At 42.8% G+C, this 21,229-nt stretch carries 19 protein-coding genes, 1 tRNA gene and 1 rRNA gene; 15 read left to right on the top strand and 6 right to left on the bottom strand.

Features of this window, described 5'->3' with window-relative positions; translation table 11 throughout:
• Positions 1–71: 71 nt before the first annotated feature.
• The 3 genes from rrf (at position 72) to MCT08_RS12220 (ending at position 1,223) form a co-directional block, all read left to right on the top strand.
• Positions 72–187: ribosomal RNA gene (gene rrf, locus MCT08_RS12230) — 5S ribosomal RNA — on the top strand.
• 29 nt (positions 188–216) lie between these two features.
• Positions 217–293: transfer RNA gene (locus MCT08_RS12225), tRNA-Asp, on the top strand.
• Between the two features lie 459 nt (positions 294–752).
• Entirely contained in the window at positions 753–1,223 is a 471-nt protein-coding gene (locus tag MCT08_RS12220) for a DUF2127 domain-containing protein (RefSeq protein WP_274678503.1), read from the top strand.
• 101 nt (positions 1,224–1,324) lie between these two features.
• Here MCT08_RS12220 and MCT08_RS12215 read toward each other — a convergent pair whose 3' ends face one another.
• A complete protein-coding gene (locus tag MCT08_RS12215; RefSeq protein ID WP_053310434.1) occupies positions 1,325–1,738 on the bottom strand; it encodes a VF530 family protein in 414 nt (137 codons plus the stop codon).
• Between the two features lie 237 nt (positions 1,739–1,975).
• Between MCT08_RS12215 and MCT08_RS12210 the strand changes: the two genes are divergently transcribed.
• Together MCT08_RS12210 and nfsA are read left to right on the top strand one after the other, a co-directional pair.
• Complete coding sequence (locus MCT08_RS12210; RefSeq protein ID WP_053310433.1) at positions 1,976–2,308, top strand: DUF1904 domain-containing protein; 333 nt, start codon at positions 1,976–1,978, stop codon at positions 2,306–2,308.
• Positions 2,309–2,321: 13 nt separating this feature from the next.
• The gene (gene nfsA / locus MCT08_RS12205) at positions 2,322–3,044 is read left to right on the top strand and encodes an oxygen-insensitive NADPH nitroreductase (RefSeq protein WP_274678502.1); all 723 of its coding nucleotides are present in this window, start codon (positions 2,322–2,324) and stop codon (positions 3,042–3,044) included.
• Positions 3,045–3,076: 32 nt separating this feature from the next.
• Here the strand turns inward: nfsA and MCT08_RS12200 are convergent, their stop codons facing one another.
• The 3 genes from MCT08_RS12200 to rdgC all read right to left on the bottom strand — a co-directional run bounded on the left by MCT08_RS12200 (position 3,077) and on the right by rdgC (position 5,830).
• Positions 3,077–3,331 carry a YfhL family 4Fe-4S dicluster ferredoxin gene (locus MCT08_RS12200; RefSeq protein WP_192075618.1) on the bottom strand — a complete coding sequence of 85 codons (255 nt, stop codon included), beginning with the start codon at positions 3,329–3,331 and terminating at the stop codon, positions 3,077–3,079.
• 1 nt (position 3,332) lies between these two features.
• On the bottom strand, positions 3,333–4,733 hold the full coding sequence (trhP, locus tag MCT08_RS12195) for a prephenate-dependent tRNA uridine(34) hydroxylase TrhP (protein WP_274678501.1): 1,401 nt from the start codon (positions 4,731–4,733) through the stop codon (positions 3,333–3,335).
• A 182-nt stretch (positions 4,734–4,915) separates the two neighbouring features.
• Positions 4,916–5,830 carry a recombination-associated protein RdgC gene (gene rdgC / locus MCT08_RS12190; RefSeq protein ID WP_274678500.1) on the bottom strand — a complete coding sequence of 305 codons (915 nt, stop codon included), beginning with the start codon at positions 5,828–5,830 and terminating at the stop codon, positions 4,916–4,918.
• A gap of 192 nt (positions 5,831–6,022) precedes the next feature.
• On the opposite strand from rdgC, the gene phoB reads away from it, so the two are divergent.
• From phoB to phoU, 7 genes are all read left to right on the top strand, one after another.
• Complete coding sequence (gene phoB / locus MCT08_RS12185; protein WP_053310428.1) at positions 6,023–6,712, top strand: phosphate regulon transcriptional regulator PhoB; 690 nt, start codon at positions 6,023–6,025, stop codon at positions 6,710–6,712.
• 20 nt (positions 6,713–6,732) lie between these two features.
• Entirely contained in the window at positions 6,733–8,034 is a 1,302-nt protein-coding gene (gene phoR / locus MCT08_RS12180; RefSeq protein WP_053310427.1) for a phosphate regulon sensor histidine kinase PhoR, read from the top strand.
• A 41-nt stretch (positions 8,035–8,075) separates the two neighbouring features.
• The gene (locus MCT08_RS12175) at positions 8,076–8,987 is read left to right on the top strand and encodes a PstS family phosphate ABC transporter substrate-binding protein (protein WP_241772860.1); all 912 of its coding nucleotides are present in this window, start codon (positions 8,076–8,078) and stop codon (positions 8,985–8,987) included.
• A 254-nt stretch (positions 8,988–9,241) separates the two neighbouring features.
• The gene (locus MCT08_RS12170) at positions 9,242–11,443 is read left to right on the top strand and encodes an ABC transporter permease subunit (RefSeq protein WP_274678499.1); all 2,202 of its coding nucleotides are present in this window, start codon (positions 9,242–9,244) and stop codon (positions 11,441–11,443) included.
• Between the two features lie 23 nt (positions 11,444–11,466).
• The gene (gene pstA / locus MCT08_RS12165) at positions 11,467–13,113 is read left to right on the top strand and encodes a phosphate ABC transporter permease PstA (protein WP_274678498.1); all 1,647 of its coding nucleotides are present in this window, start codon (positions 11,467–11,469) and stop codon (positions 13,111–13,113) included.
• A gap of 2 nt (positions 13,114–13,115) precedes the next feature.
• Positions 13,116–13,934, top strand: a complete 819-nt coding sequence (gene pstB / locus MCT08_RS12160; RefSeq protein ID WP_053310423.1) for a phosphate ABC transporter ATP-binding protein PstB — start codon at positions 13,116–13,118, stop codon at positions 13,932–13,934.
• Positions 13,935–13,970: 36 nt separating this feature from the next.
• Complete coding sequence (gene phoU / locus MCT08_RS12155) at positions 13,971–14,672, top strand: phosphate signaling complex protein PhoU (RefSeq protein WP_168523110.1); 702 nt, start codon at positions 13,971–13,973, stop codon at positions 14,670–14,672.
• Between the two features lie 69 nt (positions 14,673–14,741).
• Here phoU and MCT08_RS12150 read toward each other — a convergent pair whose 3' ends face one another.
• Entirely contained in the window at positions 14,742–15,479 is a 738-nt protein-coding gene (locus MCT08_RS12150; protein ID WP_168523108.1) for a copper homeostasis protein CutC, read from the bottom strand.
• Between the two features lie 274 nt (positions 15,480–15,753).
• Entirely contained in the window at positions 15,754–16,365 is a 612-nt protein-coding gene (locus MCT08_RS12145; RefSeq protein WP_053310420.1) for a peroxiredoxin C, read from the bottom strand.
• A gap of 198 nt (positions 16,366–16,563) precedes the next feature.
• Here MCT08_RS12145 and MCT08_RS12140 point away from each other — a divergent pair, with 198 nt between their 5' ends.
• The 3 genes from MCT08_RS12140 to aceA all read left to right on the top strand — a co-directional run bounded on the left by MCT08_RS12140 (position 16,564) and on the right by aceA (position 21,154).
• Positions 16,564–17,469 (top strand): hydrogen peroxide-inducible genes activator, encoded by a 906-nt coding sequence (locus tag MCT08_RS12140; RefSeq protein WP_053310419.1) that lies wholly within the window; start codon positions 16,564–16,566, stop codon positions 17,467–17,469.
• 592 nt (positions 17,470–18,061) lie between these two features.
• On the top strand, positions 18,062–19,699 hold the full coding sequence (aceB, locus tag MCT08_RS12135) for a malate synthase A (protein ID WP_168523106.1): 1,638 nt from the start codon (positions 18,062–18,064) through the stop codon (positions 19,697–19,699).
• 144 nt (positions 19,700–19,843) lie between these two features.
• Positions 19,844–21,154, top strand: coding sequence for an isocitrate lyase (gene aceA, locus MCT08_RS12130; RefSeq protein ID WP_274678497.1), 1,311 nt, complete (start codon positions 19,844–19,846; stop codon positions 21,152–21,154).
• Positions 21,155–21,229 lie beyond the last annotated feature (75 nt).

Raw genomic sequence — 21,229 nt, 5'->3', positions numbered from 1 at the left:
GGGTTTTGTGGGCTCAATAGAAGAACATTGAATGTGAAGAACGAATTCAGCTTTCCGAATTAAAGAATTTGCTTGGCGACCATAGCGTTGCGGACCCACCTGATTCCATGCCGAACTCAGAAGTGAAACGCAATAGCGCCGATGGTAGTGTGGGGCTTCCCCATGTGAGAGTAGGACATCGCCAGGCTTTGAATATTGTCTAACCAGACACGCAGCGGAGCGGTAGTTCAGTTGGTTAGAATACCGGCCTGTCACGCCGGGGGTCGCGGGTTCGAGTCCCGTCCGCTCCGCCACTTTATTAGAAACCTCAGCAGCAATGCTGGGGTTTTTTGCGTTTAGGGCATTAAGCTATACTCGTTACCTCTTTTCCTACTAGCCTCTCTTCCTTCCCATGCCTTATTGCTATCGTTGCAGATACCATCTCTCAGAAGTGACCACAAAATTAATTTAAGGCTAATTCAGACTTAGTAAACAATTAGTCATCCTAGCTTGTTAAAACGCTCGATAACGACATTAGAATTGTTAATTGTAGAGTAACTACTTATCGAAAAATTCCGCCTGCTATTAAGTATTTTTCCTACGCTATTTCTGATCACTTACTTACTGTGATTAGTATTAGTTTTGGTGCGATTTTAGCTTCACCTATCTGCACGTTAATATTGAGTTTATGTAGCCTTATTTCTTATATAGTTGCCGAATGATTGACTTTATGGTGGTATACGGTTTTAAAAAGCAAGTTGATACAGGTTGATATGACATCATCGAAAAGTGGGTTGAAAGCTGTCGCGACATTAGAGGCTTTCAAGGGGCTATGTTCTCTTTTGGTGGCTTTTGGTCTTCATACGCTGGCTGGCCGCAACTTACAACAAGTTGCTGAGTCCATTGTTAGTCATGCACATTTAAATCCTGCAAGTAATTTGCCTAGTGTTTTTATTCATGCGGCGAGTACATTCTCAGATAGCAGTGTGGGCTTAGCTGCGATAGGAGCTTTTGCTTACTCATTGATCCGCTTTGTTGAGGCGTATGGTTTGTGGAAAGGATTGGTTTGGATTGAATGGTTTGCGTTGGTTAGCGGAGCTATCTATATACCGTTTGAAATATATGAAATAATTATCCATACCAGTATGTTAGGCATCAGTATTTTTATCTTAAATATCATTGTGGTTTGGTATATGGCGGGAATCCTTCTGGGTAAGCGCAAGGAGTTTACTCATTTAAACTAGTTAAACCAAATTTGGCTTATATCCATCTTCACAAAAGCTAAAAGAGTCAAATACAGCTAACCACGTTTGACTCTTTGTTTTGCATACTAGTTGTCAGTTAACTAACGGCGGAATTGGCGTCCACGAGAAGAACGCTCTTTATGAGCCGATGCCGCTTTGGCTTGCGACTTCAAAATTGAATCAACAGTGAGTTCCATTGGCTCTTTTGGCTTAAGCCCATGTGCAAAGGTGCGAGCTCGAGGTGGTAAATCATACTCTTCGCTAGATGCACGAGGCATACGCTTAAAACGGTATAGGTAAAAATTCTCTAATTTTTCTCTTGCCCAATCTGTTTTATTTAAATACTTAACACTGCTCGCAACCGATGGGTTAGTGTGAAAACAGTTAAAACGCATCGCGGTATCTAGAATATCCCAACCGTAAAAATCGACTAGCTCTTGTATTAACGTTTCTAACTTAAGACCGTGTAATGGGTTGTTCTTTTGTAATTCAATTCTTTCTTCATCAGTCATCATAACGAGTTCCTAAGTATCTAACTAAGCAAAGCTGGCTGGATTTGCGTACAAATCTTCAATTACACCTTGATACGTTTATTAAGCCGTTGTATCAAGGTTTGAGGGCGGGCAATTCTAACAGAGTTAGCTTAGCATCCCTATTATTATCGTTATGAATAGCCGCTTGCTTGAGACAACCTCGCCCACCATCTATCTTCCTGCTATGATAGTTTCACTTAACGATAAGGGAAACTCACTATGCCGCATTTTAGATTTCGAGCTGTTGAACCTCAAACAGTCCAAGCTTTATCAAAGCCCTTAATTGATGAGTTGGAGTCAGTGATGGGATCGCCACGTGAAGATTTTACATTTGAATATATTTACACCACGTTTTTTCATGAAGGTGAAGTGAGTCCAGCTTATCCTTTTGTTGAGGTATTTTGGTTTGAACGTGGACAAGAGGTTAGAGATACGGTTGCTCAAGTAGTCACGAAACAAGTAAAGGAAATTGTTGGTGAAGACAATAATGTAGCTGTTATTTTTACGGCTTTGGAGCCGAGCGCTTACTACGACAATGCGAAACACTATTGAGAGGGAAATCTGAATGAATTCTGTTGTTGAAACTATTCTTTCTCATCGTTCTATTCGCTCATTTACCGAACAGCCGATTTCTCAAGAACAAATGGATGCGATTATTTCATCCGGCATTGCCGCGTCTTCATCGAGCTTGTTACAAGTAAATTCTGTTATTCGAGTGACGGATAAGTCGAAGCGTGAGCAATTAGCTAAGTTGGCTGGTAATCAAGCCTATGTGGCTACCGCAGCAGAATTTTTAGTTTTTTGTATTGATTATCAACGTCACTATGCAATGAATCCGGAAGTTAAACCTGAGTTTATGGAGTTGACACTTATCGGAGCTGTTGATGCTGGGATCATGGCGCAAAATTGTTTACTCGCCGCAGAGTCGATGGGGTTGGGTGGTGTTTATATTGGTGGATTAAGAAACTCTCCTAAAGAGGTCGATGAGTTACTAGAGCTCCCTAAGTATTGTGCGGTTTTGTTTGGCATGTGCTTAGGTCATCCAGCTCAAGATCCTCAGTTAAAACCTCGCTTAAGTCCTACTGTGATTGTCCACCAAGATAGCTACCAAAAACTCGATCAGAATGCGCTCAAACAATACGATCAAACCATGCTTGATTATTATCAATCACGTGCAAGTAATACCAAGCAAGAAATGTGGTCACAACAAATCACGGCTAAATTATCTCAAGAGTCTCGCCCTTTTATGTTGGATTACTTAAAAAGCAAAGGACTGGCTAGTAAATAAAAAAAGCCCAATCGTTCGATTGGGCTTTTTCATCAGGCTAAACCTTGAATGATGACAAACTTTTCGAGTAGTTCACTCTCAGTTTCGATGTGCTCAGGATCGGTGATGATGCAGTTAGTGATAGGGCATACAGACTGACAAGTTGGTTTGTCGTAATGTCCCTTACATTCTGTGCATAAATGTGGATCAATTTCGTAGATACTGCTACCCATTGAGATGGCACCATTCGGGCACTCAGGATCACACATATCACAATTAATGCATTTCTTTGTGATCAGTAATGCCATGTTACTTACCTACAGGGTTACGGGTATCCTGACCAGCATTTAAGTTACGCATTAACAAGCCAAAGTTTAAATCCAATTCTTCAGGAACAGGAATATAAACAAAGTGCCCATTTCCTTTTGCATCGTCTACGGTTTCACCTTTACGATTTTCCATTGCTTCTAACGTGAACACCACGTTACCTTTTGGTGTCATCAGCTCTAAACTATCGCCTAAGATAAACTTATTCTTCACTTCAACTTCAGCCATTTCACCGCGGCGTTTGCCTGTAAATTCACCGACAAATTGCTGTGAATCAGATACGGAATAACCGTAATCGTAGTTTTGGTAAGTATCATGAGTATGACGACGTAGGAAGCCTTCGGTGTAACCACGGTGAGCTAGGCTTTCTAAAGTACCCATTAAATTTTCATCAAACGGCTTACCTGCAACCGCATCGTCAATGGCTTTGCGGTAAACTTGAGCAGTACGAGCACAGTAATAGAAGGACTTAGTACGACCTTCGATTTTGAGAGAGTGGACACCCATTTGAGTGAGGCGCTCTACGTGTTGTACCGCACGCAAATCTTTTGAGTTCATGATGTAAGTACCATGCTCATCTTCGAACGCGGCCATTTTTTCTTCTGGACGATGGCTTTCTGACAGCAATACCACATCATCAATCGGTTTACCTAAGCCAAGCGTATTATCAGGGCGCTCTTCTTGTACTTCGATTGTTTGAATCGCTGCTGGATCAAATTTTTCAACAATTTGGCCAGATTCATCTTCTTTAGCTGTCTCGACTTTATATTCCCAACGGCAAGCATTAGTGCAAGTGCCTTGGTTTGGATCGCGCTTATTGATATAACCAGACAATAGACAACGGCCTGAATACGCCATGCAAAGCGCGCCATGCACGAAAATCTCTAGCTCAGTATCAGGGCATTGTTGGCGAATTTCTTCAATTTCTTCTAGCGAAAGCTCACGGGAAAGAATGACACGTTCCACACCTTGAGATGCCCAAAACTTAACGGTTGCCCAGTTAACAGCATTAGCCTGTACTGAAAGGTGAATCGGCATTTCTGGAAATGCTTCACGAACCATCATTATAAGACCAGGATCTGACATGATCAGTGCATCTGGACCCATATCGACAACCGGTTTTAGATCGCGAATGAACGTTTTTAGTTTCGAGTTATGAGGTTGGATATTACAAACCACATACAGTTTCTTGCCTAAAACGTGTGCTTCATCGATACCAATTTGCAGATTTTCATGATTGAATTCGTTGTTACGTACACGAAGACTGTAGCGCGGCTGTCCAGCGTAAACCGCATCAGCACCATAGGCGAATGCATAACGCATATTTTTTAAACTGCCTGCTGGTGATAGTAGTTCAGGTACGAAAGGTTTATTTGTGCTCATTGCTATTCTCTAATTCTGATCTCAAGTCAGGCCAATACCACCTAATGGTATTGGAGGGGCGCAAATTTTACGCCAAAAAAAGAGATGTGCCTAGGGTGATAGTTAGGGATAGAAAAAAAAGCCTGATGTACTGTATGGATATCAGGCTTTAACTCTTTGATTCTTGCAAATGGATGAGGAAACTATGCCTCTGGGTGAGGTAAACCACCGAGTGCTTCAAACAGGTTAGGTAAGAAGGCTGATATTTCGCCACACATCAGAGAAAAGTCTGCATCAAAGCGTGCTGCAGGATCTTCGCGTGGAATGTCATCATTCTGATCTTTAAGATCATCACTAAATGCTAAACGTTTTATGCTGCAATCTTCAGCTAAAATGAAGCTGATGCGATCTTGCCAATTTAAAGAGAGTTTTGTGACGACTTTATTGGCTTCGATATGACTTAAAATCTCATCACTGGTCAATTCTTGCTTCTTACAACGAATAACAGCACCGTCTTCTAATAGCGATTTGAGTTCTGCTTCTTCAAGTAAAGTAAAGCCTTGAGGTAAATCACCACTTTTCACCCATGCCGTCAACGTGGTTTCAACCGCTTGTTCTGGAATCGCTGGTACAACGGGTAAGCTGCCCATGGTTTTACGCAGTAGTGCTAATACGTCTTCTGCTTTTTTATAGCTTGCTGCATCAACAAGAATAAGGCCTTGCTTTGGTAGGATCAGAACGAAAGTGAGATTACTACGGCTGAAAGCTCGTGGTAGAAGATCAATCACAATGTCTTCTTTCAGGTTGTCTTTTTCTTTCTTTTTGAGAGGACGACCTTCTTCAGCTTCTATCGCTTCTGCTTTGGCATTTAAAGATTCTTTAATAACCGATGCAGGAAGCATTTTTTCTTCTTTTTTCGCGCAGATCAGAATACGGTCTTCAGAGACATGAGTCATCATGTCACCGTGTCTTCCCATCGCATGAACCCAGCCAAATTTCTGCTTATCTTGACTCCCGCATGGCGTAAAACGAAATTCAGCCAGTTGTTCTTCAAGTTTGTCAGCATTAAATTCAACATCGCGATTAACACGATAAACCATACAGTTTTTAAACCACATACTCTTTCTCTTACCTTATTAGAAGACGCAACATGATAGGGGATTTAAGTGTTAAAGTCTTAAACCAATTTCAAAATATAAACATGAACTTGATAAGAAAGTTATATGAAAAATTGTTTTCAAAGGTCACAAAAGTGTCATAATTGTTTCTCATAATGCATAGCGTTGATTACATAGAAAGGTTGTTCAATTATGTCTAGAAGGATTCTGGTTGTTGAAGACGAAGCCCCAATTCGTGAAATGCTATGCTTCGTACTTGAGCAAAAAGGTTATCAAGCGGTAGAGGCAGAAGATTACGATACCGCGGTAAACAAACTTGCTGAACCCTTCCCTGATCTCGTGTTATTAGATTGGATGTTGCCTGGTGGCAGTGGCATTAACTTTATCAAACACATGAAACGTGAAGAACTGACCCGCAATATTCCAGTGGTAATGCTCACTGCTCGTGGTGAAGAAGAAGATAAGGTACGTGGCCTCGAAGTTGGGGCTGATGACTATATAACAAAGCCTTTTTCTCCCAAAGAGCTGGTGGCTCGCCTTAAAGCCGTTATTCGTCGCGTTACTCCTACCGCTCTTGAAGATGTGATTGATGTACAAGGTCTAAAGTTAGACCCAGTCTCTCACCGCGTTACCGCCAACGAGCAGCCATTAGATATGGGGCCGACTGAATTCAAAATGCTCCACTTCTTCATGACGCACCAAGAGCGTGTATATAGCCGCGAACAGCTGCTCAATAATGTATGGGGCACTAATGTTTATGTGGAAGATCGTACGGTTGATGTTCATATCCGTCGCTTAAGAAAAGCTTTAGAGGAAGCGGGGCATGACAAGCTAATTCAAACCGTACGTGGTGCCGGCTATCGCTTCTCGATCAAAGCTTAAAGACGGAATTGAGGAACTGAATGGTTGAACGACTTACGTGGAAAAGGCTAGCTTGGGAGCTGGCTTTTTTTTACTCCCCTTGGATCGTGATCGGGTGGATCTTCGGCTACATGCCCTGGCTGCTGCTTGCGGCAACAGTGTTGCAATTGGTGTGGCATTTGCACAACCAAATGCGCCTTTCTGCCTGGTTGTGGGATGAAAAACGTTTAACACCGCCTTCTGGTTCTGGCAACTGGGAATCCTTGTTTAATGGGATTTATCGTCTTCAGCAGCGGCAGCGAAAAAAGCGCAAAGAGCTGACCAATTTAATCCGCCGTTTTCGTAATGGTGCAGAATCACTTCCTGATGCGGTGGTGGTATTTCGCGACGAAGGCAACATTGTTTGGTGTAACCGTCTTGCGCAGCATTTACTCGGTTTTCGCTGGCCAGATGACGCAGGACAACCTATCTCGAATTTGTTACGCGCTCCAGATTTTATCAAATATCTGCAAAAAAATGATTTCAGCGAGCCACTTGAAATGCGCTCACCGCTCAATGTAGAACGTATGCTTGAACTGCGTATTGTGCCGTATACAGACGGTGAGCATTTGATGGTAGTGCGTGATGTGACTCAGTTAAAACAGCTTGAAGGTATGCGCCGTAACTTTTTTGCTAACGTCTCTCATGAGCTTCGAACACCGATGACTGTACTACAAGGTTATCTTGAGATGACCGAAGATCCTGACATGCTTGTGGGGCCGATGTGGCCAAAAGCGCATGGAGTCATGACAGAGCAGCTGAACCGAATGAACAGTTTAGTTAATCAGCTCTTAACGCTCTCCAAAATTGAAGCAGCGCCAATGCATGAATTGGAAGATGTAGTTAATGTACCAGCCATGCTCGAAATTCTTGAAAAAGAAGCACTGAGTCTGAGTGGAGATCATCATCACAAACTGTATTTTAGTGTCGATAAGCAGTTAAAGGTGCTAGCGGATGAAGATCAACTACGTAGTGCGATTTCAAATCTTGTCTATAACGCGGTGAAATATACCCCGCCCGGTGCGGAAATTAATGTGCGTTGGTATCAAAATACGCAAGGTGCTTGTCTTGAGGTTACTGATAAGGGCGATGGTATTGAACCGCAACATTTACATCGTTTAACCGAACGTTTTTACCGGGTGGATAAAGCACGCTCTCGTGATACAGGCGGCAGTGGTTTAGGTTTAGCGATTGTAAAACATGCACTTTCTCACCACGATTCACATTTAGAGATACGCAGTGAAGTTGGCGTCGGTAGTCAGTTTTCATTTGTACTGCCAAAGCGTTTGGTTGTGAGATCATGATGAAAAAGGTATTGAAACCATTCGTGATATTTTCTTGCTTGATGTTTTCGCATCTTGTTACTGCGTCTCTACCTGATTATAAAAAAACGTCGGGTGTGGCGGGGAGTTTGTTGTCGGTTGGTTCAGATACGCTCGCGGGGATGACTACCTTGTGGGTGGAAGAGTTTAAAAACGTTTATCCGAATATTGATGCGCAAGTCCAAGCTTCTGGTTCATCAACCGCGCCACCGGCATTAACGGAAGGAACTGCACAATTTGGACCGATGAGCCGCCCGATGCGTAGCCGAGAAATTGAAGCTTTTGAGCGGATGCATGGCTATAAGCCTACGGCTCTGCGAGTGGCGATTGACGCTATTGGTATTTTTGTTCACAAAGATAACCCTGTTCAAGGGTTGAACTTTGTGCAGCTCGACAGCGTTTTCTCATCCACATTGCGTTGTGGGGCAAATCAGCCGATCAATACTTGGTCTGAGCTAGGTGTGGATTACGCTTGGGCCAAACGGGGTATTCAGTTGTTTGGTCGTAATTCTGTATCAGGAACTTATGGTTACTTTAAATTGAATGCGCTGTGTGGTGGTGATTTCAAAAAAAACGTCAATGAGCAGCCAGGTTCAGCTTCGGTAGTGCAGTCGGTTGCTTCATCAATCAATACCATTGGTTATTCCGGTGTTGGCTATCAAGTTTCCGGTGTTAAGTTAATTCCGATAGCTAAGCAAGGGCGTGAGTATGTTGAAGCTAGTCAAGAGAACATTTTGTCGGGGAAATATCCGTTATCTCGTTATCTTTACGTCTATGTGAATAAACACCCAACACGAGACTTTTCTCCTATTCAGCGCGAGTTTATCCGCTTTATTTTTTCTCGTCAGGGACAAGCGTTAGTTGAAAAGGACGGGTATGTTCCCATTAGTGCTGAATTTGCAAAACAAGAGCTTGCTAAGGTCGGTATTGAATAGCGAACATTAATACTCGCTTTGTTTAATACCGACTGATCTATCTTGGGAGTGATTCTATTGAGCTCATAGGTACAATTTAGAACTCTACTACTTGAATTCAACCAATGATGTGTTTTTTCTTTGATGTGGCATCTTTGTTTCAAGGGAGCAGCCTAATATAGTTGTTTTCTTTTCAGTTATTTATTGCGAGCTGTAATATAATTGTCATGCAAATTACATATTGTATGCTCAGAAAAGTATAGGTAGAGACAGCGATGGCACCAGCCGAATTTTCATTGAAGGAACGAGACCAAAAACGACTGATTAAAGATCGTTTGTTTCGACTTGCAGTGAACATCGGTGGCATTAGTGTATTAGGCGCGCTAGTGCTGATTTTTGTCTATCTGGCTATGGTAGTTTTCCCGCTGTTTGGTAGCCCCAAAATTGAGAGTGATGTTGCACAATCTGCTGTGACGGCTGTTGATCCTCAGTTATTGTCGATTGATGAGTATGGTGAAAATGCCTTTATTTTTGATCATGATGGGCGAATGACGTTTTGGTCTCTCGATTCGAGTGATAACCGCGCTAAGTGGTCGCAGAGATTAGCGATTAAACCCGCTCTATTTTCTTCATCAACGGTCAATGATGGTTGGTTTGCAGTCGCTGATGCTAGCAATCGGGTTGTGGTAGCCCGTCCTCAATTTAACTCCCTACCAAGTAAGCAAGGCCGGCAGTTGACTCCTGATGTGGAATACTTGCCTTTGCCTGCCGAGCTGCTTCTCGCGAGTGACGATCAAGTTCTTGAACGGTTTACGTTTGCCGTCGGAAGTGATGATGTGTTTTTTGCTGCGTACACTGATACTGGACAAGTCACCATTCAATGGGGGGCAAGGCATTCAGCTCAGCTTTGGCAGCGTTTTACGTTCCCGGCTCAGTTTTCTGATGTTGATCAGATGCTCTTTACGCCGGATGGAAAAACGCTTTATCTGCGTATGGGGTCAGACCTAGTAGTGGTGACTCAGTCCGAGGGGAGTTATTCCGTACGAGAGATTGTCGATTTAAGCCAAGGTAATGAACAACACCAGGCTGTTCAACTAAACTTACTCTCAGGAGCCTATTCTCTTTTGGCTACTCACCATGATGGCCGAGTATCACAGTGGTTTGATGTGTTACAAAATGGTGAGCGTAAGTTAACCCATATTAGGGAGTTTAAACTGGCTCCTCAGGTGCAATTTTTATTACCAGATAGTTATCGTAAAGGTTTTTATAGTTTTTACCCCAATGGCACCGTACAAAGCCACTATACGACGAGCGAAAAATTGGTGCTATTTGAGCGCGTGTATAACAAAGCGCCCCAATTAGCGGCGATGTCGAATAACGAGCTGTATTTGGTTATATTGAATGACCAACAGCTAAATGTGGCAAAAATTGACAACGATTATCCAGAAATATCGTTTTCTTCGTTATGGCAAAAAGTCTGGTACGAGGGTTACCCACAACCTGAATACGTATGGCAATCGACATCAGCAAATGATGAGTTTGAGGCCAAGTTTAGCCTAGTGCCGATTGCTTTTGGCACACTTAAAGCCGCAGCTTATGCGATGCTGTTTGCCGTTCCTATCGCGGTACTAGGCGCGATCTATACTGCCTATTTTATGGCACCAAAAATGCGCCGCGTCGTTAAACCATCAATTGAATTGATGGAAGCGTTGCCAACGGTGATTATTGGCTTTTTAGCGGGTCTTTGGTTTGCACCGCTTGTTGAGAGCCATTTAGCTGCGGTAGGGGCGTTAATGTTGGGGTTACCAATAGTTATGTTGCTCGTTGGTATCATCTGGTACTTGTTGCCCAAAAGGTGGATTCGTCATTTCGCCAATGGTTGGCATGCGCTGATTTTAATTCCGGTACTGGTGCTCAGTGCTGCACTTATTTTTTCTCACAGTAGTCAAATAGAAATGTGGTTGTTCGATGGCGACATTCGAATTTACTTAGCGCAACATGGAATAGACTTTGATCAACGTAATGCTTTGGTTGTCGGATTCGCTATGGGCTTTGCGGTTATTCCTACGATTTTCACCATTGCAGAAGACGCTATTTTTTCTGTTCCCAAACATCTTTCTGATGGTTCATTGGCGTTAGGGGCGACCTCTTGGCAGACTTTAATCCATGTGGTGTTGCTAACGGCCAGCCCTGGCATTTTTTCTGCGATTATGATGGGACTAGGGCGTGCCGTGGGTGAAACGATGATTGTCTTAATGGCAACAGGAAATACACCTATTTTAGATTGGAATATCTTGGAAGGAATGAGAACACTTTCAGCAACGATAGCGGTTGAATTGCCAGAATCTGAAGTGGGTAATAGCCACTATCGCTTACTATTTTTGGCGGCCTTATTATTATTTATCTTCACCTTTTTTGTGAATTCAGTAGCTGAATGGGTTAGACAGCGGTTGCGAGAAAAATATCGTGCCTTGTAATCAATTAGGAATAACAATCCCGAATGTTTAAGTGGATTAAATCAGGAGCACCTTGGATATGGTTAACGGGCGGAGCTGTCAGTCTCAGCCTGATTTCTGTGTTAGGGTTACTACTATTGATTGGTTGGAAAGGGTTGACCTATTTCTGGCCTACACCGCTTTATCAGTGGCAAACCAGTGACGGCAAGAAACTTGTTGGGCAACTCTATTCTCAAGAACAGGTGCCGTTGACTCACCTGCGAGAGGTCAACATTGATTGGCCGCCAGAGGCATTAGTGTCTGGTGAGGTTAATCGTCTTAGTATTAAAGTGGCAAACCGAGAGTTAACTCATGCTGATTTTGTCTCTATTTTGGATGTCAAATTATCGGATAAGCAAAAGCCTAGCGGCTGGGCTGTGATCGAGCGTGTGCGTGATGGCCAGTTTTACGGCAAACCGATCGCCTATTTGCAAGCGAATGGCCAAGAAAGTTTAGATGCTCAAGCGCAGCTCGAGCAAGGAATGCGTGATGCGTCTTTGTTGCGAGAAAAAATCGATAATGTGATTACCGAGGAAATCCGTGTCATTGGTAATGCTGCTGAAAAATTGCGTTTAGAGAAGCGTCGTAAAGAGTTGAATGGGCAGTTAGATGAAACTTATCTTGCGCAATATAGGCAAAGAAAAGAGGATTTAGATAGCCAGTTGGTGCTCTCTGAGCAAAAGCTTGATGCATTGCGTGCTCAATTAAATCAACAATCATTGATTGTCGAAGATATGACCGGTAGCCGAGTCTATATTCCGTTGAGTCAGATCCTCGATATTTGGTATCCCAACGACATGGACTTGGGGCAAAAAGTCACTCAATGGGGAAAACAAGTTTGGGTGTTTTTATCGCAAAGTCCGCGTGAATCTAACTCGGAAGGTGGTGTATTTCCTGCCATATTTGGTACGGTGTTTTTAGTGTTGATTATGTCAATCATTGTGATGCCACTCGGAGTAGTGGCTGCCATTTATCTGCATGAATACGCCAAAGATAATGCGTTCACTCGAGTTATTCGAGTAGCTGTCATAAACTTGGCTGGGGTTCCGTCCATTGTGTATGGGGTGTTTGGCCTTGGTTTTTTTGTCTACACGATAGGCTCATCGATTGATGCACTGTTTTATGCCGAGCGTCTGCCCGCCCCAACTTTTGGCACACCAGGTTTATTGTGGTCAGCGTTAACCTTAGCCGTACTGACTTTACCGGTCGTGATAGTGACCACTGAAGAAGGTTTAACAAGGATCCCGAGTTCTGTAAGGCATGGTTCCTTAGCTTTGGGTGCAACACAATTTGAAACCATTTGGCGGATTGTTTTACCGATGGCAAGTCCAGCCATTATTACCGGCTTAATCCTTGCTATTGCAAGGGCTGCGGGTGAAGTGGCTCCATTGATGTTGGTTGGTGTGGTTAAATTGGCTTCTAGCTTACCCGTTGATGGCGAATTTCCATTTGTTCATCTAGAACGCAAGTTCATGCATTTAGGCTTTCATATTTATGATGTCGGTTTTCAAACTACCAATATTGAGACTGCGCGGCCATTGGTTTACGCGACCTCCTTTTTACTCGTCACTGTTATTGTCGCGTTGAATTTAACAGCCATTAGTATTCGCAATAATTTGCGTGAGAAATATCGAACGTTGGGGCAAGATTAAGCATGTTTTCCATCAATCAAACTTTGGGTTATCACGCCCCGTTAGATGTGAACAATTTGAGCGATAAGCAAACTGCGATAGCGATAGAAGGGCTCAACCTGTTTTACAAACAAACTCAAGCGTTGAGCAATATTTCAATGCGAATTCCTAAGGGGCAGGTGACTGCTTTCATTGGACCTTCTGGCTGTGGAAAGTCGACACTATTGCGTTGCATTAATCGTATGAACGATTTAGTCGAAGGGTGCCGAGTGGAAGGGCAAGTCAAGTTGCATGGTAAAAATGTGTATCATCCAGAAGTGGATGTGGCAACTTTACGCCGTCGTGTTGGGATGGTGTTCCAAAGACCTAACCCATTTCCTAAGTCGATTTATGAAAATGTGGTTTATGGATTGCGCCTGCAAGGGGTTAAAAATAGCCGAACCTTAGACGACGCTGTTGAACGAGCCTTACGTTCAGCTGCGTTATGGGATGAAGTAAAACATCGATTGCATGAAAATGCCTTTGGGTTATCGGGTGGACAGCAGCAGCGTTTGGTCATTGCACGAGCGATAGCTATTGAACCTGAAGTGCTATTATTAGATGAACCAACATCGGCACTTGATCCTATCTCAACCTTGACTATCGAAGAGCTGATTAATGATCTGAAAACCAAATACACGGTTGTTATTGTTACCCACAACATGCAACAAGCGGCAAGGGTGAGCGATCACACCGCTTTTATTCATATGGGAAAATTGATCGAGTATGCTGATACGGACTCGATTTTTACATCACCATTGAAAAAACAGACCGAAGACTATATTACTGGTAGGTATGGTTAATATTTTAATCAATAACGTATTTTATAAGGAAGCATAATGCAGCTAGGTCGCCACATTTCAGGAAAATTTAATGTTGAACTTGAGTCAATCCGTACTCATGTTTTAACTATGGGCGGGCTGGTGGAGCAACAACTTTCTTTTGCGATGCAGGCATTACATAAAGATGATGCTGACCTGGCTCGTAAGGTGGTTCGGGATGATCATAAAGTCAATGCATTAGAAGTTTCTATCGATGAAGCCTGCACGCGGATTATAGCTAAACGTCAACCGACAGCGAAAGATTTACGTTTAATTATGGCGATCATCAAAACCATTACTGATCTTGAGCGAATTGGTGATGTTGCGACTAAAATCGCCTACGTTGCGATTGAAAGCCCTTCAGTAAAAGAGAGCAAATTTCACGTTTCCCTGGAACCTTTATGTCGTCAAGCTATCGCGATGTTACACCAAGTGTTAGATGCATTTGCTCGAATGGATATTGAGTCAGCGGCAGAAGTGTACAAACTGGATGATAAATTAGACGCTGAATATGAAGCGGTCATTCGACAATTGATGACCTACATGATGGAAGACCCGAAAAATATCCCACATATTTTGCAAGTGATGTGGTCGGCTCGCGCTATTGAGCGGGTTGGAGACCGTTGTCAAAATATCTGCGAATACATTATTTACTTTGTGAAAGGTAAAGATGTGCGGCATTTAGACAAGCAATCTATTGATGACTTACTTAAACCTTAAAAGGTGAAGACTTTTCCTTCACCTTTTATGTAAGACTTTACTCTGTTGCTAGTTGCTAGTTGCTAGTTGCTAACTGAGCTGACGTACGACTTCTTGGAGTAACTCTACATCGGTGACTGGAATCAAGGTCTCATCGATAGAATCGTGTCCCATTTTTATCGCATTGGCGATCATGTCCATTTTACTGGCTCGGGTTGATTTACTCGATAGGTGAATTTCAGTAATGCCTGTTTCTTTGATCACCTCGCTAATATTACTCGCATTTAGCCCTGCGCCCGCCATGATAGAAAAGCGATCACCTGCAAGCTTAACCATTTCTGCAATTACAGATCTTCCACTATAAGCATTGGGTGCTAAACCTGAAGTAAGTATTCGCTCACATCCGAGAGAAGCAACATCTTCAATTGCTTGTTTATAGCTATGGCATTGGTCAATAGCGCGGTGAAAAGTACTACCTAAACCTTGCGCTGCTTTCATCATTTGTTGGCTAGCGTCAATATTAATGGTTCGATTTGGGTTCAAAATTCCAAAGACAATACCATTCAGCCCTGCTTGTTTCGCCATTTCAATATCGATTAACATTGAGTCGATATCGTCTTGATCGTAAAGGAAATCACCTTGGCGTGGGCGGATCATCGCATAAACGGGAATAGTTGAAATCTCAGCGGCCTTTTTCATCAAACCAAAACTCGGTGTTAAGCCGCCTAAGGCCAGTGATGAACAGAGCTCAATACGGGTTGCACCACCTGCAATGGCATTGTGTAGTGATTCAATATTATCAATGCAGACTTCAATTTGAGTATTCATAGCAAAGCTCTATTTGTAAAATTTATCCAATATTAGCAAGTAATCATACTGGAGTCTGTGTGAAGCAAGTGGGAAATAGGGGTAAAGTTTGCCAAGTAAACATACCTCATTTGTATAACCGTTTCTGCGCAGCATAATTTGACACATAACAAAAAGCCCAAAGCAGTGCTTTGGGCTTGGATAAGGACTTTACTTCTTAACTGATTGGCGATGCGTTTTACGCTTTATTATATGTCCAACCATTGACCCGAGTTGAGCGCGGGCTAAGGAGTAATTATTTCTTGCCTAGGTCGTCTGAGTGCTCAGATAGGAATGCTGCAACACCTTTTGGAGATGCATCCATACCTGCTTTACCTTCTTCCCATTGTGCTGGGCACACTTCACCGTTCTTTTGGTGGAAGTTTAGTGCGTCAACCATACGTAGCATTTCGTCGATGTTACGGCCTAGTGGTAGGTCATTAACAACTTGGTGGCGTACTAGGCCATCTTCGTCGATTAGGAAAGAACCACGGAAAGCAACGCCTGCTTCTGGGTGCTCTACATCGTATGCTTTACAAACTTCATGCTTAACGTCAGCAACTAGAGGGTATTTAACTTGACCAATACCGCCGTTCTCAACAGCAGTGTTACGCCATGCGTTGTGAGAGAACTGAGAATCGATAGAAACGCCGATTACTTCAACGCCTTTAGCTTGGAAGTCTTCGAAACGCTTGTCAAAAGCGATTAGCTCTGATGGGCAAACGAAAGTGAAGTCTAGTGGGTAGAAGAAAACTACCGCTTTCTTACCTTTAGTAAATTCTGCGAAGTTGAAGCTATCAACGATTTCACCGTTACCAAGAACAGCTGCTGCAGTAAAATCAGGGGCTTTACGACCAACTAGTACCATTTTTTTGCTCCTAAGAATTATGTTTAGTTCCGAACCGATAAGTTTGTTTCGGTTCAGTCCGTGTTTGAACGAGACAAACTATAGTACAGATTGTAGTATTGAAAAAAGCGAAATAAATAGATTAAGTTAATCGAAAAAAGCGATAAGCCTAGAATCGTTATCCATTAGACAGTAATGATATAAGATACTAATAAAATTATGAATAAATGGCCAAGTTTAAAGCAATTACATTATTTAGTGACACTTCATGAAACCCGACACTTTAGTGATGCGGCTGATAGATGCTTTGTTAGCCAATCGACCCTTAGTAAAGGTATTCAAAACTTAGAAGAGTTAATTGGTTGTCCTTTATATGAAAAGAAAGACAAAAAAAGCCCTTTAGTATTTACTCATGCGGGTGAATTGGTGGTGAGTCAAGGGCGTGAGTTATTGGCAAAAGGCCAGGACTTGGTTGAGCTTGGTAAACTATGCCAAGGTGATGATATGCAAGGACAGCTTAAGTTGGGGTGTATTCCGACGATTGCTCCTTTTTTATTGTGCGATTTAGTGCAAGAGATAAACACGCATTTTCCAAAACTCAACTTATTGTTGCGAGAAGATACCACGGCTAATTTATTAACCGCATTGCGCCATGGTGAATTGGATGTGCTAATTTTGGCGCTGCCGATTGAGATAGGCAACATGGCCAGTCGAGTCGTTGGAAAAGATCCGTTTCGAATGGTTATCAGTCGTCATCAGGCTGACCGTATTCGGGTCCCCATCAAATACGATGATCTACCTGATGAGTCAGTATTTTTACTTGAGAATGAACACTGTCTTACTGAACACGCCGTTTCAGCTTGTAAGCTAACAGACAAAGAGAAAATTAATCCTTTTACTGCGACCAGCTTGCATACCTTGGTACAGATGGTCGCCAATGGCTTAGGCACTACCTTTATTCCGCAAATGGCCATCGACCATGGGTTGTTAGACAACCAAAACTTAGTGGTCGTTGATCCTCCTGGCCAGCAGGCATACCGTGAAATTGGCTTAGTATGGCGGCCAAGTTCATCTCGAACTACGACTTTTAATCAATTAGCGGATGTGGTTTCAGCTCTGCTCTAGCACTTAGTCTTAGCCCATGAAATGCGATAAATGACTTTAAGCTCACTGTTTTTAGTGGGCTTTTTAGTTTTTTATTCTGTTGGTGTTTTTTGACTTGTAAAATTTTACAAGTAATTCTTGTTGAAGATTTCATAAATTAAGAAAACTTCACAACCTCAATTTCACAGCTTTTGTCCGACGTGTTGTTTAAATAAACGTCGAGTTAGGTTCTCCACTATTAATTAACACAACTGCTTATCCGCTTATCATTAATTCGAACGCCTGTTTAAAACGAATTCCATTTAACAATTATCTTGTAATTAAATAACGTAATTAATTACAAAAATGCAGCCAAAATCAATCAGTTGTTTCAAACGGAATAAAACTTCAAATTTAACCATTTATTAACTTTTGATCTTTTACTCTAATTTCTATTGGTGTAAGGTTTATTAAGGCTTTGTAAGACTTATGTCTAGTTTGGTTAGCCTTGAAATGTAACGTCATCTAAGACAAGGTATAAACAAAGAAAAGTTAAAGATGAACCCAAGAAAGCATTTGAATTTGTGGTTTTAAAGTTACAAATGTGGTCGACTAATTTTTAAGGAAGAAAGTTATGCTTGCACAGACCCCAGAGACAGATTTAGCACAGAATAAAGAACACAATAGCGAAGCCAAGATTGAGCTTCGTGGTTCAATTGACCCACAACATCAAGCCATTTTCCCTGTTGAAGCCCAAACCTTCTTATCGAGCTTGTGTGCTAAATTTGCTGGCCGAGTTGATGAACTGCTTGCCACTCGAGAAGAGCGACAGGCTCAGATCGACGCTGGTGTACTTCCTGACTTCCTAAAAGATACCCAAGATATTCGAGAGGGAAGCTGGAAAATTCTGGGGATCCCACAAGACTTACAAGATCGCCGTGTTGAAATCACCGGACCTACAGACCGCAAAATGGTGATTAACGCACTGAACGCTAATGTCAAAGTTTTCATGGCTGATTTTGAAGACTCAATGTCACCGGCATGGGGGAAAGTATTGGATGGGCAAGTTAACCTTCGCGATGCGGTGAACGGAACTATTAGTTATACCAACCCCGACAATGGCAAGTGTTATCAGTTAGCAGAAAATCCAGCAGTACTGATTTGTCGTGTTAGAGGTTTGCACCTCAAAGAAAAACATGTTCAGTTTGAGGGACAGAGTATCCCGGGTTCACTGTTTGATTTTGCTCTGTATTTTTACAATAACTACAAAACGTTATTGAAAAAAGGCAGTGGTCCATATTTTTATTTGCCTAAATTACAAGCGCATCAAGAAGCGAAGTGGTGGAGTGATGTTTTCCACTTTACGGAAGAGTATTTCGGTCTAGAAACGGGAACCATAAAAGCCACGGTATTGATTGAAACGCTACCTGCTGTATTTGAAATGGATGAAATATTGTTCTCTCTCAAAGAGCATATTGTTGGTTTGAACTGCGGACGTTGGGATTACATCTTTAGCTACATTAAAACATTGAAAAACCACCCTGACCGAGTGTTGCCTGATCGCCAAGTGGTGACAATGGAAAAACCATTCCTCAATGCCTATTCAAGATTGCTGGTTTACACCTGCCATAAACGTGGCGCGTTCGCGATGGGAGGTATGGCTGCCTTTATTCCAGCCAAAGATCCACAAGTGAATCAGCAAGTCCTAGATAAAATTCATCACGACAAATTACTAGAAGCAAACAATGGTCATGACGGTACATGGGTGGCTCATCCAGGGCTTGCGGATACGGCAAAAGCGGTTTTCGACCAAGTGCTTGGCGAACGCAGTAATCAACTTGATGTGACGCGACTTTCTGATTCGCCTATCCACGCTCATGATCTTCTCGAGCCTTGTGAAGGGGAGCGTACAGAGCAAGGTATGAGACACAATATTCGTGTTGCGCTGCAATATATTGAAGCTTGGATCTCCGGTAACGGCTGTGTGCCAATTTACGGATTGATGGAAGATGCCGCTACGGCAGAGATCTCGCGAGCATCTATATGGCAGTGGATTAAGCACGGCAAAACGCTAGATAACGGTCAAGTCGTCACTAAGGAGCTGTTCGAGCTGTATCTCGAACAAGAAATTGAGGTTGTTAAGTATGAGATTGGTGTTGAACGTTTTGCAGCAGGTCGATTTACCGAAGCCGCTCAACTCATGTCGCGTTTGACGACGAGTGATGAGCTAACCAATTTCCTCACCGTTCCAGGTTATGACTACTTGGATTGATGAGACTTAAAACAATAAAAGCCTAATACATTAATAAACAAAACAATACACCAATAACGTGAACAGTTTTCAAAAGCAGATCAGGATGTACTGCTGAGAAAAGGATGACAATGCGCTTGCGCATCAAATTAAGAGGGATAGAACATGACATTAACTCGCCGCCAACAAATTGAAGCTCTTGAAAAAGATTGGGCAACCAATCCGCGCTGGAAAAATGTAAAGCGTACTTATACTGCTGCTGAAGTGGTCGACCTACGTGGGTCTATTACACCGGCTAACACTATTGCCCAGCGTGGTGCTGATAAATTGTGGTCACTGGTCAACGGTAGCGCTAAAAAAGGTTATGTTAACTGTTTAGGTGCACTAACGGGTGGTCAAGCTGTACAGCAAGCGAAAGCGGGTATCGAAGCCATTTATCTTTCAGGTTGGCAAGTTGCTGCGGATAATAATACCGCTTCAACCATGTACCCTGATCAATCACTTTACCCCGTTGACTCTGTGCCATCAGTGGTAAAACGCATCAATAATTCATTTCGTCGCGCAGACCAAATTCAATGGGCTGGTGGCAAATCACCTGAAGATGAAGGTGGTATCGATTACTTCCTACCGATTGTTGCCGATGCGGAAGCGGGTTTTGGCGGTGTATTGAATGCTTATGAATTGATGAAATCGATGATTGAAGCGGGCGCAGCGGGTGTCCATTTTGAAGACCAACTCGCCTCGGTTAAAAAATGTGGTCATATGGGCGGTAAAGTTTTAGTGCCGACCCAAGAAGCGGTGCAAAAACTGGTGGCAGCACGATTGGCCGCTGACGTGTCGGGTACTACAACGCTAGTGATTGCGCGTACTGATGCAAACGCTGCTGATTTGCTAACTTCTGATTGTGACCCTTATGATCGTGATTTCATTCAAGGTGAGCGCACTCAAGAAGGTTTCTACCGAGTGAAAGCCGGGATCGACCAAGCAATCTCGCGCGGTTTGGCTTATGCGCCTTATGCTGATTTAGTTTGGTGTGAAACAGCGAAACCAGATTTGGAAGAAGCTCGTCAATTTGCAGAAGCAATTCTTGCTGAATACCCAGACCAATTGCTTGCGTATAACTGCTCGCCTTCGTTTAACTGGGAGAAAAACCTAGATGCCGAGACGATCGCTCGTTTCCAACAAGAACTGTCAGATATGGGTTACAAGTACCAATTTATCACTTTAGCGGGCATCCACAACATGTGGTACAACATGTTTGAGTTAGCACATGCTTACGCGCAAGGTGAAGGTATGCGTCACTATGTTGAAAAAGTTCAGCGTCCTGAATTTGAAGCCGCCTCTAAAGGTTACACTTTCGTTGCACACCAACAAGAAGTGGGTACAGGATACTTCGACCGCATGACAAACACCATTCAAGGTGGTAATTCTTCCGTGACCGCATTGACAGGTTCAACAGAAGAAGATCAATTTTAAGTCAACCACTCCAAAGCCCAAGAATTGGAGTCTTTCCCTTATCGCCAGTCGGGGGAAACCAGGAGTAGAACAATA

Source organism: Vibrio aestuarianus (assembly GCF_028858425.1).
In the GTDB taxonomy this organism is placed as follows: domain Bacteria; phylum Pseudomonadota; class Gammaproteobacteria; order Enterobacterales; family Vibrionaceae; genus Vibrio; species Vibrio aestuarianus.
Note: the sequence above shows the minus strand (reverse complement) of the source record. Positions and strands in the feature narration are given on the sequence as shown.

Coding starts and splice junctions, on each gene's coding strand:
- aceA (WP_274678497.1), top strand. CDS start 19,844: ATGACATTAACTCGCCGCCAACAAATTGAAGCTCTTGAAAAAGATTGG.
- MCT08_RS12145 (WP_053310420.1), bottom strand. CDS start 16,365: ATGGTACTAGTTGGTCGTAAAGCCCCTGATTTTACTGCAGCAGCTGTT.
- trhP (WP_274678501.1), bottom strand. CDS start 4,733: ATGAGCACAAATAAACCTTTCGTACCTGAACTACTATCACCAGCAGGC.
- aceB (WP_168523106.1), top strand. CDS start 18,062: ATGCTTGCACAGACCCCAGAGACAGATTTAGCACAGAATAAAGAACAC.
- MCT08_RS12140 (WP_053310419.1), top strand. CDS start 16,564: ATGAATAAATGGCCAAGTTTAAAGCAATTACATTATTTAGTGACACTT.
- MCT08_RS12215 (WP_053310434.1), bottom strand. CDS start 1,738: ATGATGACTGATGAAGAAAGAATTGAATTACAAAAGAACAACCCATTA.
- MCT08_RS12200 (WP_192075618.1), bottom strand. CDS start 3,331: ATGGCATTACTGATCACAAAGAAATGCATTAATTGTGATATGTGTGAT.
- pstB (WP_053310423.1), top strand. CDS start 13,116: ATGTTTTCCATCAATCAAACTTTGGGTTATCACGCCCCGTTAGATGTG.
- rdgC (WP_274678500.1), bottom strand. CDS start 5,830: ATGTGGTTTAAAAACTGTATGGTTTATCGTGTTAATCGCGATGTTGAA.
- phoB (WP_053310428.1), top strand. CDS start 6,023: ATGTCTAGAAGGATTCTGGTTGTTGAAGACGAAGCCCCAATTCGTGAA.
- MCT08_RS12170 (WP_274678499.1), top strand. CDS start 9,242: ATGGCACCAGCCGAATTTTCATTGAAGGAACGAGACCAAAAACGACTG.
- pstA (WP_274678498.1), top strand. CDS start 11,467: ATGTTTAAGTGGATTAAATCAGGAGCACCTTGGATATGGTTAACGGGC.
- MCT08_RS12210 (WP_053310433.1), top strand. CDS start 1,976: ATGCCGCATTTTAGATTTCGAGCTGTTGAACCTCAAACAGTCCAAGCT.
- MCT08_RS12175 (WP_241772860.1), top strand. CDS start 8,076: ATGTTTTCGCATCTTGTTACTGCGTCTCTACCTGATTATAAAAAAACG.
- phoR (WP_053310427.1), top strand. CDS start 6,733: ATGGTTGAACGACTTACGTGGAAAAGGCTAGCTTGGGAGCTGGCTTTT.
- MCT08_RS12150 (WP_168523108.1), bottom strand. CDS start 15,479: ATGAATACTCAAATTGAAGTCTGCATTGATAATATTGAATCACTACAC.
- phoU (WP_168523110.1), top strand. CDS start 13,971: ATGCAGCTAGGTCGCCACATTTCAGGAAAATTTAATGTTGAACTTGAG.
- nfsA (WP_274678502.1), top strand. CDS start 2,322: ATGAATTCTGTTGTTGAAACTATTCTTTCTCATCGTTCTATTCGCTCA.
- MCT08_RS12220 (WP_274678503.1), top strand. CDS start 753: ATGACATCATCGAAAAGTGGGTTGAAAGCTGTCGCGACATTAGAGGCT.